This is a genomic window from Streptomyces sp. NPDC001914 (assembly GCF_042891215.1).
In the GTDB taxonomy this organism is placed as follows: Bacteria; Actinomycetota; Actinomycetes; order Streptomycetales; family Streptomycetaceae; genus Streptomyces.
The window spans coordinates 35,284-47,574 of record NZ_JBIASW010000004.1; the positions used below are offsets into that span (position 1 = coordinate 35,284).

Annotated in this window: 14 protein-coding genes and 1 pseudogene; 3 read left to right on the plus strand and 12 right to left on the minus strand. The window is 70.8% G+C overall.

From position 1 onward, the window contains the following. Positions 1-44: 44 nt before the first annotated feature. The 5 genes from gap to ACFYYF_RS12750 all read right to left on the minus strand — a co-directional run bounded on the left by gap (position 45) and on the right by ACFYYF_RS12750 (position 3,874). Complete coding sequence (gene gap / locus ACFYYF_RS12730) at positions 45-1,058, minus strand: type I glyceraldehyde-3-phosphate dehydrogenase (protein ID WP_388774487.1); 1,014 nt, start codon at positions 1,056-1,058, stop codon at positions 45-47. Between the two features lie 32 nt (positions 1,059-1,090). After that, the gene (locus ACFYYF_RS12735) at positions 1,091-1,282 is read right to left on the minus strand and encodes a hypothetical protein (protein WP_388774490.1); all 192 of its coding nucleotides are present in this window, start codon (positions 1,280-1,282) and stop codon (positions 1,091-1,093) included. Positions 1,283-1,287: 5 nt separating this feature from the next. Beyond that, positions 1,288-2,160 carry a universal stress protein gene (locus tag ACFYYF_RS12740; protein WP_388774493.1) on the minus strand — a complete coding sequence of 291 codons (873 nt, stop codon included), beginning with the start codon at positions 2,158-2,160 and terminating at the stop codon, positions 1,288-1,290. Positions 2,161-2,183: 23 nt separating this feature from the next. Then, complete coding sequence (locus tag ACFYYF_RS12745; RefSeq protein ID WP_388774496.1) at positions 2,184-3,089, minus strand: universal stress protein; 906 nt, start codon at positions 3,087-3,089, stop codon at positions 2,184-2,186. A gap of 155 nt (positions 3,090-3,244) precedes the next feature. Beyond that, positions 3,245-3,874: a hypothetical protein gene (locus tag ACFYYF_RS12750; RefSeq protein ID WP_388775692.1), complete on the minus strand. Its 630-nt coding sequence runs from the start codon at positions 3,872-3,874 to the stop codon at positions 3,245-3,247. Positions 3,875-4,491: 617 nt separating this feature from the next. On the opposite strand from ACFYYF_RS12750, the gene ACFYYF_RS12755 reads away from it, so the two are divergent. Together ACFYYF_RS12755 and ACFYYF_RS12760 are read left to right on the plus strand one after the other, a co-directional pair. Next, a complete protein-coding gene (locus ACFYYF_RS12755; RefSeq protein WP_388774499.1) occupies positions 4,492-5,148 on the plus strand; it encodes a CBS domain-containing protein in 657 nt (218 codons plus the stop codon). A gap of 77 nt (positions 5,149-5,225) precedes the next feature. Beyond that, a complete protein-coding gene (locus ACFYYF_RS12760; protein ID WP_388774501.1) occupies positions 5,226-6,101 on the plus strand; it encodes a universal stress protein in 876 nt (291 codons plus the stop codon). Positions 6,102-6,208: 107 nt separating this feature from the next. On the opposite strand, the gene ACFYYF_RS12765 is transcribed toward ACFYYF_RS12760, so the two are convergent. Genes ACFYYF_RS12765 through ACFYYF_RS12790 form a run of 6 tightly spaced genes read right to left on the minus strand, consistent with a single transcriptional unit; the run spans position 6,209 to position 11,417 of the window. Continuing rightward, complete coding sequence (locus tag ACFYYF_RS12765) at positions 6,209-7,573, minus strand: Ni/Fe hydrogenase subunit alpha (protein WP_388774504.1); 1,365 nt, start codon at positions 7,571-7,573, stop codon at positions 6,209-6,211. Next, complete coding sequence (locus tag ACFYYF_RS12770) at positions 7,570-8,385, minus strand: oxidoreductase (protein WP_388774506.1); 816 nt, start codon at positions 8,383-8,385, stop codon at positions 7,570-7,572. The genes ACFYYF_RS12765 and ACFYYF_RS12770 overlap by 4 nt, the downstream gene beginning before the upstream one ends. A gap of 1 nt (position 8,386) precedes the next feature. Then, a complete protein-coding gene (locus tag ACFYYF_RS12775; RefSeq protein ID WP_388774509.1) occupies positions 8,387-9,193 on the minus strand; it encodes an FAD/NAD(P)-binding protein in 807 nt (268 codons plus the stop codon). Then, the gene (locus ACFYYF_RS12780; RefSeq protein WP_388774512.1) at positions 9,190-9,675 is read right to left on the minus strand and encodes a cyclic nucleotide-binding domain-containing protein; all 486 of its coding nucleotides are present in this window, start codon (positions 9,673-9,675) and stop codon (positions 9,190-9,192) included. Before ACFYYF_RS12780 ends, ACFYYF_RS12775 begins: the two co-directional genes overlap by 4 nt. After that, positions 9,672-10,841: a 4Fe-4S dicluster domain-containing protein gene (locus tag ACFYYF_RS12785; RefSeq protein ID WP_388774514.1), complete on the minus strand. Its 1,170-nt coding sequence runs from the start codon at positions 10,839-10,841 to the stop codon at positions 9,672-9,674. Before ACFYYF_RS12785 ends, ACFYYF_RS12780 begins: the two co-directional genes overlap by 4 nt. Positions 10,842-10,883: 42 nt before the next feature. Beyond that, the gene (locus ACFYYF_RS12790; protein ID WP_388774517.1) at positions 10,884-11,417 is read right to left on the minus strand and encodes a hydrogenase maturation protease; all 534 of its coding nucleotides are present in this window, start codon (positions 11,415-11,417) and stop codon (positions 10,884-10,886) included. Positions 11,418-11,692: 275 nt separating this feature from the next. Here ACFYYF_RS12790 and ACFYYF_RS12795 point away from each other — a divergent pair. Further along, positions 11,693-11,776, plus strand: a pseudogene (locus ACFYYF_RS12795) (phosphotyrosine protein phosphatase); the annotation flags it as partial. 124 nt (positions 11,777-11,900) lie between these two features. Here the strand turns inward: ACFYYF_RS12795 and ACFYYF_RS12800 are convergent. Continuing rightward, a complete protein-coding gene (locus tag ACFYYF_RS12800; RefSeq protein WP_388774519.1) occupies positions 11,901-12,197 on the minus strand; it encodes a hypothetical protein in 297 nt (98 codons plus the stop codon). Between the last annotated feature and the right edge of the window lie 94 nt (positions 12,198-12,291).

Below are 12,291 nucleotides of genomic sequence, written 5' to 3' on the forward strand. Positions count from 1 at the left end.
CCGACCGGCCCGCCTCCGCCGTCATGTCCGGCGGTCGGGGTGCGTCAGTCGTCCGCCACGAGGGCCGTGAGGTCCAGGAGACGGTTGGTGTAGCCCCACTCGTTGTCGTACCAGCCGAAGACCTTGGCAAGGGTGCCGTTGGCCTGGGTCAGGGCGGGGTCGAAGACGCAGGACGAGGGGTCACCGATCACATCGCGGGAGACGATCGGGGCCTTGGACACCCGCAGGATGCCGTTCAGCGGGCCGTCCGCGGCCGCCTCGAACGCGGCGTTGATCTCGTCCACGCCCGCCTCCCGGGCGAGCACCACGGCGAGGTCGGTGAGCGAGCCGTCCTCCACGGGCACCCGGACCGCGATCCCGTCCAGCGCCCCCGCCAGCTCCGGCACCACCAGGCCCACGGCGCGGGCGGCGCCGGTGCTGGTGGGAATGATGCTGAGGGCCGCGGAGCGGGCGCGGCGCAGGTCCTTGTGCGGGCCGTCCAGCAGTGACTGATCGTTGGTGTAGCCGTGGATGGTGGTCATCACCCCGCGCTCGACGCCGAAGGCGTCGTCGAGCACCTTCACCATGGGGGCGACGCAGTTGGTCGTGCAGGACGCGGCGGAGACGATCCGGTCGCTGTTCCGGTCGTAGGTACGATCGTTGACGCCCATCACGATGGTGGCGTCCACGTTCTTGCCGGGAGCCGACAACAGCACGGTGTGGGCGCCGCTCTTCAGGTGCAGGGCCGCCGAGTCCCGGTCACGGAAGCGCCCGGTGGACTCGATCACGACGCCGGCACCGTAGTCGCCCCAGTGCAGGGCGGACGGGTCACGTTCGGCGGTGACGGCGATGCGGCGTCCGTCGACCGTGATGGAGCTGTCGTCGTGCTGGACATCGCGTCCGATGCGCCCGAACGTCGAGTCGTACTCGAGCAGATGGGCCAAGGTTGCCGGTGAGGTGATGTCGTTGACGGCGACCACCTCGACGTCCTGGATGCCTTCCTCGGCACGGTCGAGGGCGGCGCGCAGGTAGGTGCGGCCGATGCGGCCGAATCCGTTGATGCCGACGCGTACGGTCATGGCGTGAGTTCCTTCCGGGGGTGAGGGGCGGGTCAGGGGTTCCCGGTCCAGTCGGCAAGCTCGGCGAGGCGGCGCCGTGCTCGCGGATTCAGGTCTTTGCCGGTGCCTACGTCGGCCCGCCGCTGCCGTACGGCGGCGGCGCGCACCGCGAGTCGTGGAAAGCGGTCGATGACATCCACGACCGTCCGGCAGCGGTCGCGGCCGACCCCGGCGAGACGGCCCACCTCCCTCACGGCCGCTCGGGCACGACCGCGACCGCGCAGGCGGAGTGGTGCAGTACCCCGTGGGCGACGCGCCCCAGTTGGAGTCCGAGGTGTCCCGGGTTGCGCCGTGCGCCGACCACCAGCAGGTCGGCCTGGTACGAGGCGTCGAGCAGGACCCTGCGGGCGGGACCCTCGACCGTGCGCCGGCGCAGGTCCAGCTCCGCGGGTATGTCCTCCAGCGCCCTTTCCAGGACCTCGGCGGCCTGCTGCTCGTGGAGACGCGCGGGTTCACCGGCCAGCAGGGGGTGGTCGGTGGTCTCGTGCTCCGGACACCGCCACGCCCGTACGGCGTCCAGGGACGCATGACGCAGCGTCGCCTCCTGGACGGCGAAGCGCAGGGCGGCGGAGCCCGTCGACTTCTCACCGATCCCCACGACGACGTGACCGCCCGTGCCGGCGCGGACCTGGTTGTCGTGGCTGCCGCGCAGCACGATCACCGGGCAGTCCGCGTGGGCGGCGACGGTCAGGCTGACCGACCCGAGCAGCATCTCGACGAAGCCGCTGCGCCCGCGGGTGCCGAGCACCAGCGCGGCGGCCTCGCGTCCCTCGCGGACGAGCGCGTACTCGGGTTCCTCCGGCAGCACGTCGGTGGAGATCCTGATGTCGGGCCGGCGCAAGCGCGCGCGCTGTCCGGCGATCCGCACGATGTCCTCGGCCCTGACCTGTTCGGACGGTTTGCCGAGGTCCTCCGCGAGGGACTCGCCCTCGTACCGCTCCCAGAGGGAGGCGTGGACCAGGCGCAGCGGGGCACCGCGCAGGGCTGCCTCGTCGGCAGCCCAGTCGACGGCCCTGAGGCTGGGTTCGGAACCGTCCACGCCGACGACGATCGGGAGGTCCATCGGTCTCTTCTCCTCGGGTCGGGTCAGCTGTGGGGGACGACAGCGACCGGGGCGGTGGAGTGGTGCAGGACGGAGTGCGTGACGTGTCCGATGTGAGCGCCGAGGGGGCTGCGCCGGATGCGCCGGCCCACTACGACGAGGGAGGCGTCGCGCGAGGCCTCCACGACACGGAGGGCCGCGCTGCCGTAGCGGGACACCTCCTCGACCTGCACGTCCGGGAACTTCTTCCGCCAGGGGCGCATCACCTCGGCCACGGCCCCGGACGCGCTCAGGGCCAGAGCCTCGTGCAGCGCCGGGTTGGCGGGGGTGCCGTACGCGTAGAAGGGCGGCGGGTTCCAGCCGTGGACGACCCGCAGGGAGGTCGCACGGCGCGTGGCGGCGTCGAAGGCGAACGCGATCAGCGTCTCGTCCGGGTGCTCGACGTCGAGTCCGAGGACCACGGGCCGGAACGGCGTCGCGGCGGACGGCAGGCCCGCAGGGTCCAGCTCGTGCTCGTCGGCGGCGGCCTCCAGCGCGCGGACCAATACGACAGGGGTGTCCGTGTGCGCGACGGCGGACAGGCCGACCGAGCCGACCATGAACCCGCCGATCCCGCCGAATCCGCGTGAGCCCAGGACGAGCAGTTCGGCGTCCTTCGCCGCCTCGGCCAACGCGTCACCCGGGTGGCCCGAGAGCTGCTCGGTGCGGACCTCGATGCCGGGGTGACGCTGCCGGACCCCCTCGGCGGCTTCCCGGGGAATCCGCTCGGTCCAGTGTTGCTGGGTCTCGGTTCCAAGAAGGGGTGCCTGAGCCATGGGCTCCGGCACCGGTACCCAGACATGCACGATCTTCAGCGGCAGCCCGCGCAGCTTCGCCTCGCGAGCCGCCCATTCCGCGGCGGCCCTGCTCTCCTGCGAGCCGTCGAGACCTACGATGATGGTGCGGAGCATGATCTCCACCTCCCGGGTCGAGAATTCCCATTCCAGAGTCGCCTTCGGGCCGCTGCTCGTGCAGGGGCCACTGGTCCCCAATGCGGGCCCGACAGACCACCCGCACGGCGGTGCGCTGGTGGGTCGCACGGGCCGGCCCACCACACCGTCGGCGCTCAGCGCAGCCAGCCGTGGTCGCGGACGACGGGCAGCTTGGCCCAGAACCTGCCCGCGCCCAGGGTGTCGCCTGCGGCGACGGCGGCCACGACGATCAGGGCGACCGCGTAGATCACGTGGTAGTCGACGAACGGGTTCGTCGACATGCTCGGCGAACCGTCCGACAGGTGCCTGGCCGGCGGCCACTCGGCCATCCACATCAGCGCCATCATCGCGGTGCCGGCGACGGCGGCGACGCGCAGCGCGACACCGGCGACCAGAGCGAGACCGATCCCGAGGAGACCGAGCATGAACAGCCAGTCCGCCCAGGTGTCGCCCGCCCAGGAGTGGAAGGTCGTCTCCATCGGCCCTACGGAGACAGAGCCGAGGAAGCCCTTCGTCGGCGAGCCGCCGTCGATCCACCCCTTGCCGGAGGGAGTGGCGTAGCCGAAGCCGAAGGTCTTGTCGAGGAACGCCCACAGGAAGACGAATCCGGTGAGCAGGCGCAGGGACGCGAAGGCGTAGGCCCGGGCGGTGTGGGTGCCGGTGTCCGCAGACACTGCCGATTCGGACGCGGAGGTGGTCCGGTTCCCACGGAACGACGGCAGGTGGAAGCCGGAGCTCCGGCGCGGGTGCTCGTGCACGGCCATGGTCATGGTTCCCTTCGAGGGCGGTCGGCTCGGTGCCTGACACCACTCACTCTGACCGTGCGCACCGGTCGGCGGCGGATGCCGAAGGTCTACGGCCATGGGGCCGAACGGCCCTGTTCTCAAAAGCCGTTGAGCCACCGACAGCTGACCGGCACGTGCGTTCCCGATACCTCGCGGATTCGCCGCCCCGTCCTCATCGGCCATATCGCGGACGTGGCACCGTTCATGATGGTGGATCACCGGCGGGGAGCGGGCCGCCCTCGGCTACTCGTCGGCGGCCTGTCACTTTCTGCCGACCCTCACCGCCACGCATCGGCCACTCACGACAACGGGCGGAAAGAGCCCGCCCGCTTCTCGCGGATCCCGATCGTGCGGTGCACGGCCACCAGCCGCTTCCCCGCATCCTTCAGGGACTCTTTCCGCCAATTTCATGAAAGCAGACCCGGTATCGGCACAACAGGGCCGATTGGTCCGAAATGCCCCCTGATGGCCCTACCGTCGACAGGCACAGATGCCCACTCTCGGACATATAGGACCGTCGCGGTCGATGACCGGCTCAACCACAGGACGACGTGCCGGCCGGCACACGAACGCCCGGCGAGCGGCAGGAGAAGATCATGAAGCATCGGGAGATCAGCCGGCTGATGACACGCGAGGTCGTCACCGTCCCCAGCGACGCTCCGTTCAAGGAGATCGCCCGTACCCTGACCGAGCACGAGGTTTCGGCCGTTGCGGTCGTCGACTCCGACGGCCGGCCGCTCGGCGTGATATCGGAACGGGACCTGCTGCCGAAGTCCGCGGGCCAAGGCGACTACTTCCGGTCACTTCCCGAACGGGATGCCTGGCAGGAGGACAAAGCCGCGGGTACACGCGCCGAGGAGCTGATGTCCTCGCCCCCCGTGTGCGCCGGACCGGACTGGACCGTCGCCGAAGCCGCCAGGTTGATGGAAGCCCAAGGAGTCAAGCGGCTCCTGGTCGTGGACGACTCGGACGTACTGATCGGAATCGTCAGCCGGCGGGACCTGCTGCGGATCTTCCTACGGGACGACGACGACATCCGCCGCGAGATCATGGGCGACGTCCTCGTACTCGGCGTGCGTCAAAGTCCCTCGGCGATCACCGTGGCCGTCAACGACGGCCGCGTCGAACTGCGCGGAACCGTCGACTTCAGGAGCCTCATCCCGCTCATCGAGCGCCTCTGCCGGACCGTGGACGGTGTGGTCTCCGTGACGCAGCATCTCGGTTACGCCGTCGACGACACGAACCCGGCCTGAGGGGGCAGCCGTGCCGCATCGGCATGTGCGCAGACGAACCGCCTGAACTCTTCGGGCCCCTGCCGGGAGAAGCCATCATGAACGATCGAATCATCGCTGGCCTCGACGGATCCGCGGAAAGCCTCGCGGCGGCCCATTGGGCGGCGCGAGAGGCCCTTCTGCGCGGCGTGCCGCTCCGCCTCGTCCACGCCAAGAAATGGTCATCGCCGGGCGACCTCCCGGTGCCGCCGGGCGATGTTCGCCGCCACTGGGCACAGCGGATGCTGAACGAGACCGCCGACGAGCTGCGCGCGAGCCACCCTGATGTGGAGATCGGTACCCGGTCGTTCGACGGCCGACCGGCCGTCGAGCTCGCCGGCGTCGCGGCGACCGCGAACATGATCGTCCTGGGTTCTCGGGGTCTGGGCGCCGTCACGGGCTTCGTCCTCGGTGCCGTCGGCATGGCGGTCATCCAGGCGACGGTGCGACCGGTGGTCTTGGTACGGGCGAGCGAGGACGCGGTGCCGCACCCCGCTGGCCGGCACGCGGCCCGTGAGCTGCTGGTGGGCGTTGACACCAGGCGGCCGTCCGACGCGCTGCTCGCCTTCGCCTTCCAGGAAGCGGCACAGCGCTCGTGCACCCTTCACGCCGTGCACAGCTGGTCACTACCTCCCCTGATGGGGTACGGCGCGGCGTACGATCCCAGGGTTCACGCCCAGCTCCAAATGAGTGCGGAGGCCTCTCTGCGCGACGTCCTGGCGCCCTGGCGGGGCAAGTACCCCGATGTCGGCGTCATCGCGCGCGCGAGCATCGGGCACGCCGCCACAGCGCTCGTCGAGAGGTCCTCCGATGCGGGGCTCGTCGTCGTCGGGCGCCGCATCCGCCGGTCCTCGATCGGCGCGCACATCGGACCGGTCGCCCACGCGGTCCTCCATCACGTCAAGGCGCCCGTCGCCGTGGTCGCCCACGATTGACGGCACCGCGGCTCACCCCCGAGCAGCCACCAGCCGATCGGCTGCGTCCACGGAACGGGCCGGCCCGGCCCGCGTGGCGGCTGAGGGACCGGCCGGTCGCGGGCGTGTCAGTGAGTGTGGTCGATGTCCAGTTCCAGGAAGTGGGCCGAACACGAGATGCACGGGTCGTGGTTACGCACGACCCGCTCGCACAGCCGGGTGAGCTCGGCCTCGGAGACCTCACCCCGCTCGAGCCCGGCCTGGACGTGCCGACGCAGGTCTTCCTCGATGGCTCCCTGGTTCTGGGCGGTCGGCGGAACGATGCAGGCGTCGGTGACACTGCCCCTGCTGTCGAGCGCGTAGCTGTGGTAGAGCAGGCCGCGTGGCGCCTCGGTGGCACCGTGACCGGTACCGGCCCGGGCCGGCACCGCCATGTGCGGGCTGGCGGGACGCTCGTACTCCGTGATGATCCGAAGGGACTCCTCCACCGCATACAGGACTTCCACCGCCCTGACGAGGATGCTTCGGTACGGATTCCGGCAGACCTCTCCGCACCGGGCGCCCGCGCGTGACGGGGGATCGCCCAGCCCGGCCTCCCGCGCGGCTTCCAGGGCCAGTGGGGACAGCAGGTGGCCGCTGACCGCCCAGCGGGCGAGGGAGCCGGTGAGATGCCTTCGGCCGTCCAGCCGGGACTGGAGGGCCGTGGAGTGGGGGACCTGCTCCTCGACCACATGCTCGGTGAAGTCGCGCAGGGGGAAGCGGTACGGCGGGAGCGTCTCGTCGTACGGAAGCACGGTGGGCACGCCGGACTCGATGGCGTAGGTGCCCTCCTCGGCGAGGGCGAGCAGGTCGGCTTCGCACTCGGCGTCCGGGAACTCGAAGCCGGCGACCCAGCGCACCGTGTCCCAGGCGTCGTCGAGGGCGGTGCGCAACCGTTCCTCCAGAGGGCGGAGTTCGGCGCGGGTCGGAGCGCGGTGGAAGCCTCCGAGGCGGACGTTGACAGGGTGGATGGCCCGGCCCCCGAGCAGTTCGACCACGGCGTTTCCGGTCTGCTTCAGGCGCAGTCCGCGCTTGACGTGCTCCAGATGGAGGCGGGACAAACCGATCACGTCGTCCTCGCCGAGGAAGTCGGGCGCGTGCAGCATGTGGATGTGCAGCGTCTGGCTCTCGATCCACTCGCCGCAGTAGAGCAGGCGGCGCAGGGCGGCCAGTTGTCCGTCGACGACGACGCCGCACGCGTCCTCGATGGCACGGCTGGCACTCATCTGGTAGGCGACGGGACAGATTCCGCAGATGCGGGAGGTGAGGTCGGGCGGCTCCGTGTGCGCTCTGCCCCGGAGGAAGGCTTCGAAGAACCGCGGTGGCTCGTAGATCTTGAGCCGCGCCTCGATGACGGTGCCGTGGTGAATCCTCACATGCAGCGCGGTCTCGCCCTCGACACGGGCGAGTGAGGGGATGCGGAACTCCCGGGACCGGGGCGTGGAATCGCTCATTCGGGGCCTTCCACGTCGGTCGTGTCGGGCTGCCCTTGGTCCTCCACGGCGGTGAAGGCGGTCGCGTTGAAGGTGTGCAGGAACCTGCCGATGTCCTCCTCGGTCATCCCGTCACGCTGCATCAGTGGGACCAGCGCGGGAAGGTTCGTGGTTCCCGCCGGCCCGAAGCAGCCATAGCACCCGCGCCCGTAGGTCGGGCACAAAGCTCCGCAGCCCGCGTGCGTGACCGGGCCGAGGCAGGGCGTGCCGTGCGCGACGGTGACGCAGACGTTGCCGCGCCGCTTGCAGGAGAAGCAGACGCTGTGGTTCGGAATCGCGGGCTTGCGTCCGGCGAGGAAGGCGGTGATGACCTCGACGAGCTGACCGCGGTCGATGGGACAACCGCGCAGTTCGAAGTCGACGGGTACGTGGGCCGAGACCGGCGTGGAGGTCGCGAGGGTCTCGATGTACTCGGGGCGGGCGTAGACGGTCGCCAGATATCCTTCCACGTCGGCGTAGTTGCGCAGCGCCTGCACTCCGCCGGCCGTGGCGCAGGCGCCGATGGTGACGAGATGGCGGGCATCGGCGCGGACGCGTCGGACACGCTCCACATGCTCGGGCGTGCTCACCGAGCCTTCGACAAGGACGAGGTCGTACGGGCCGGGCGCGGGTTCGCTGGAGGCTTCGAGGAAGTGCGCGATCTCCAGCTGGGCGGCGATGCCGAGGAGTTCGTCCTCGCAGTCGAGGAGGGTGAGCTGGCAGCCGTCGCAGGAGGCGAACTTGAACACGCCGAGGCGGGGACGGGCTGAGGGCAGAGGGGTGGGGGTGCTCATCTCACAGTTCCCGGACGTGGAGCAGGGGCTCGGCCTGGTCGTAGCGGACGACCGGACCGTCTCGGCAGAGGAGCAGGGGCCCGAGCTGGCAGTGTCCGCAGTGGCCGACGGCGCAGCGCATGTTCCGTTCGAGGGAGACCTGGATGCGGTCGGGGCGTACCCCGTGGTGGATCAGCTCCCGCGCGGTCGCACGCATCATGACCTCGGGACCGCAGACGTAGGCGACCGTGTCCGACGGCGTGAACCGGGCCTCGCGAAGCAGCGTCGTGACGACTCCCACCCGGCCGGTCCAGCCGCCCGACGGCCGGTCGACCGTGACGGCACCGAACGGCTTCTCCCAAGCGGCGATCTCGTCTCCGTAGAGCAGATCGGCGGGGGTCCGGGCACCCGCGAGCACGTTCAGCCGCCCGTAGGCGTGAAGATCGGCCAGAACGGTGTCGACGAGAGGACGCAGCGGGGCGAGCCCGATGCCTCCGGCGATGACGAGCAGGTCGTTGCCGTGAGCCGCGGCCGTCTCCCAGGCGGTGCCGAAGGGGCCGCGCACGCCGACCCACCCGCCGGTCGGCAGGCCGCACAATGCGCGGGAGACGGCCCCGACGGCGCGGATCGTGTGCGTCACCCGGTGCCCGTCCGCGAGCCGGGACACGGACACCGGGATCTCTCCGACACCGAACGCGTACAGCATCGCGAACTGGCCCGGTGCGAAAGGGTTCAGGGTCTCGCCGGCCGGCTCCAGTACGAGGGTTGCCGTGTCGTGCGTCTCCTCGCGGCGGTCCACCACGCGATAGGGAAGCGGTGCTGACGTCATGGTCCTGTTCGGCTCCCCTCCGGCCCCGGCGGTCCGTACAGGTCGAGCAACCGGGTGCGGGTGGCTCGGAGCCGGTCCCCGATGGTTTCCGCGACGGCGGTGACCAGGGACAGGCCGAGCGCCGTGTCCTCGGCGCACAGGTCACGAACAGCGGCGGCATCGAACTCCCAGACGCTTACGGGGTCCCGCGTCTCGGCCGCCAGATGCCACTGCCGGGGTGGGCACAGCCACGACCAGCCGAGCAGGCCGCCCGCACCGATGGTCTCCACGACCGCGCGTCCCCGGCCGGGCAGGTGGATGTCGAGCGCGACCGTTCCCGAGCGGATGATCCAGAACCGGTCGGCGTCCTCCCCTTCCTCGAAGATCCGCGTGCCGCCCGGAAAGGCGAGGTCACGGGCGAGGGCCAGCAGCTTCCCGCGCTGCTCCTCCGTCAGAGCGGCGAGCGCATCCGCACCGGGGGGCCCGCCCGGATGCGGGGTCACGGCGTGTTCTCCCGCTGCGTGGCTTCCTGATGCAGTGCGTGGGCTTCCTCGGTGAGGTCGATGCCCGTGGGACACCACACGATGCACCGGCCGCATCCGACGCAGCCCGAACTGCCGAACTGGTCGTGCCAGGTGCCCAGTTTGTGCGTGAGCCACTGGCGGTAGCGGCTGCGCGGAGTGGACCGGACCGCACCGCCGTGGAGGAGCGAGAAGTCCAGGTCGTAGCAGGAGTCCCAGAGGCGCCAGCGCTCGGCGTGATCGCCGGTCAGGTCGGTGACGTCCTCGGTGGTGGTGCAGAAGCACGTGGGGCAGACCATGGTGCAGTTGCCGCAGCTCAGGCACCGGGCGGTGACGTCGTCCCAGCGCTCCGCTTCCAGGTTGTCGCGCATCAGGGTGCGCAGGTCCACCGGCGGCATGGAACGGCCCATGCGTTCGGCGGCGGTGCTCACCGCCTGGGCCGCGGCTTCCCGGGTGTGGACATCGGCAGTCCGGTGCGGCAGTTCCGCGAGAACCGCCGCTCCTTCCTCGCTCCCGCTCCGGCACAGGAAGCGGTGGCCCGCGTCGTCCACGACCTCCGTGAGGGCGAGGTCGTACCCGGCGTCTGCGGCCGGCCCATTGCCCATCGAGACGCAGAAGCAGGTGGCACCGGGCTCGGTGCACTCGACCGCGATCAGGAAGGCACCTGTCCGCCGGGACAGGTAGACGGGGTCCCGGTACCTGCCCCCGCTCAGCACCCGGTCCAGGATCCGAATGGCGCGCAGATCGCAGGGGCGCACGCCGAGGAAGGCGTACGAGATCCTTTCCTGATCCTCCTCCCGGACGGACGGCGCACCGTCCGGGGCGCGGTCCGCGGACCACTGCCGGACGCGCTCCGGGTGCAGGAACGACTTCCATGACTGGGGACCCGCGCTGTGCGCGAAGGCCGCACCGTCCTCGCGGCGGCGGAGCCGGTAGCGCCCCGCCTCCAGCTCGACCCCCCATCCGTGGGGCAGGGCATCGGCGGAGTCCAGCTCGTCGAGGACGATCGCACCGTCGCGCACGGTCGGGCCGATCACCGTGCGGCCGCGCCCCTTCAGGACACGGACGAGCGCGGACAGACCGTCGTGGTCGAGAACCGCCTCGTCCCAGCGGTCGCGGCCGGCTCCGGGATCCGAAGCGTCGGTCATGGTGCACCTCTCGGTCTCCACGTGCCTAGATCCGGCAGCATGTCAGACCAGCGAGCTCCCGGGTCCGAAGCCGGTCCGGCGAGTTCTCCGGCTGTACTGCCGGACGTCTTCCTCGATGCACCGGACCAGACCCGGCAGGGCGGCCGTCACCGCCGGTGTGAGGCCCGTGCCCAGCGAGCGGTCCGCTCCCTCGACCGCGTACACGATGAGGCGCCCGGGGCCGCGCCCGAGACGGCCGGCGAGACAAAAGGCCTCGGCGAGCCCCAACCCGTGAGTGCTCTGCCTGCCCGCAGCATGATGCGGCACCTCACCCGGAGCCACACACCACCGGTGCGTCCGTCCGGGCTGCGCCGACGGCGGGAAACAAGCGTCGATGACGAGGGCGAGAGCTTTGTTCTCCCAGAGAGTGATCAAGCGGCCGGGGTCTCCGTCGCACTGCGCGAGTCCGGTACCGGCGGGGAGAGGCCGCCGCGCGGCCCGTTCGCACAACAGCGCGATGGCGGCCCACCCCACTCCGTCATCGCGCCGGAACTCGTTTCCGATCCCGATGACCGCCGTACCGGCAAGCGGCTTCATACACACCCGCTTCCTCCGCCGGGCCCGTTGCGACAGATTGTGCCCCACTCCCGCGTTGACGCCCTGTGCCACGGCGCATCTGGCGCACGGCCTGGCACCGTACCGAGTGGACCCGCCATCACCGCCTCCTTCGAGCGGTCGAGACGAGTACGCGGCGCGCATCGCCGACCGCCCCGGGGAAGCCGTGAGGATACGGAGGGTTCCGGCCCTGCTCCGGGCCCCGGGCCGGTGGAGCTGGGCCGGGACCCCACCCCGCAGCTGTTGGTCGCGGTGCAGACCCGGCTGACAAGGGCGTCGAGACGGTCCGCCCGATCCGCGACGAGATCAAGACCAGTGTCGAGGCCCTGATCTCGGAGATCAAACGCGACCCAGGAGGGCTGATGTCACGACGCGCGGGCGTGACGTCCGTGACGGACAGGTGTGCCCGCGTGGCGTGCACCGGCTCACGCGAGGCTGCCGTCATCGGGGCCGCGAATCAGCTGCTCACGGCCATCCACCCATCCGCACGGGCTGCGGAACGACAGCGCCGCCGCCCACCCGCACGGCTTCCACCACCGCCTGGTGCAGTCGCCTGCTGTCGTGCTCGGACCGGCACGGCTCCGGACTGCCGGTGAGGGTGAACCACTTCTCGGTGCCCGTATAGCGCACCGCGACTTCGGCCGTTGCGCCGTCCCAGGTGGTGCGCACGGTCAGATCACCGGTCACGATCCCGGCCTCGACCGTACGGGCACCTCCCCGCCCGGTGAAGACTCCGCTGGTCGTCCACGTCGCTCTCGCCATGATGTCCTCCGGCTCCTGGTCGTGGGGGTTTCGGCTGGTCGTGGGAGGTTCGGCGTCCTTCCGGCGGAAGCCGTCGCGGCAGCAGCCGAAGAGC

Coding starts and splice junctions, on each gene's coding strand:
- gap (WP_388774487.1), bottom strand. CDS start 1,058: ATGACCGTACGCGTCGGCATCAACGGATTCGGCCGCATCGGCCGCACC.
- ACFYYF_RS12740 (WP_388774493.1), bottom strand. CDS start 2,160: ATGGACCTCCCGATCGTCGTCGGCGTGGACGGTTCCGAACCCAGCCTC.
- ACFYYF_RS12745 (WP_388774496.1), bottom strand. CDS start 3,089: ATGCTCCGCACCATCATCGTAGGTCTCGACGGCTCGCAGGAGAGCAGG.
- ACFYYF_RS12750 (WP_388775692.1), bottom strand. CDS start 3,874: ATGGCCGTGCACGAGCACCCGCGCCGGAGCTCCGGCTTCCACCTGCCG.
- ACFYYF_RS12755 (WP_388774499.1), top strand. CDS start 4,492: ATGAAGCATCGGGAGATCAGCCGGCTGATGACACGCGAGGTCGTCACC.
- ACFYYF_RS12760 (WP_388774501.1), top strand. CDS start 5,226: ATGAACGATCGAATCATCGCTGGCCTCGACGGATCCGCGGAAAGCCTC.
- ACFYYF_RS12765 (WP_388774504.1), bottom strand. CDS start 7,573: ATGAGCGATTCCACGCCCCGGTCCCGGGAGTTCCGCATCCCCTCACTC.
- ACFYYF_RS12770 (WP_388774506.1), bottom strand. CDS start 8,385: ATGAGCACCCCCACCCCTCTGCCCTCAGCCCGTCCCCGCCTCGGCGTG.
- ACFYYF_RS12775 (WP_388774509.1), bottom strand. CDS start 9,193: ATGACGTCAGCACCGCTTCCCTATCGCGTGGTGGACCGCCGCGAGGAG.
- ACFYYF_RS12785 (WP_388774514.1), bottom strand. CDS start 10,841: ATGACCGACGCTTCGGATCCCGGAGCCGGCCGCGACCGCTGGGACGAG.
- ACFYYF_RS12790 (WP_388774517.1), bottom strand. CDS start 11,417: ATGAAGCCGCTTGCCGGTACGGCGGTCATCGGGATCGGAAACGAGTTC.
- ACFYYF_RS12800 (WP_388774519.1), bottom strand. CDS start 12,197: ATGGCGAGAGCGACGTGGACGACCAGCGGAGTCTTCACCGGGCGGGGA.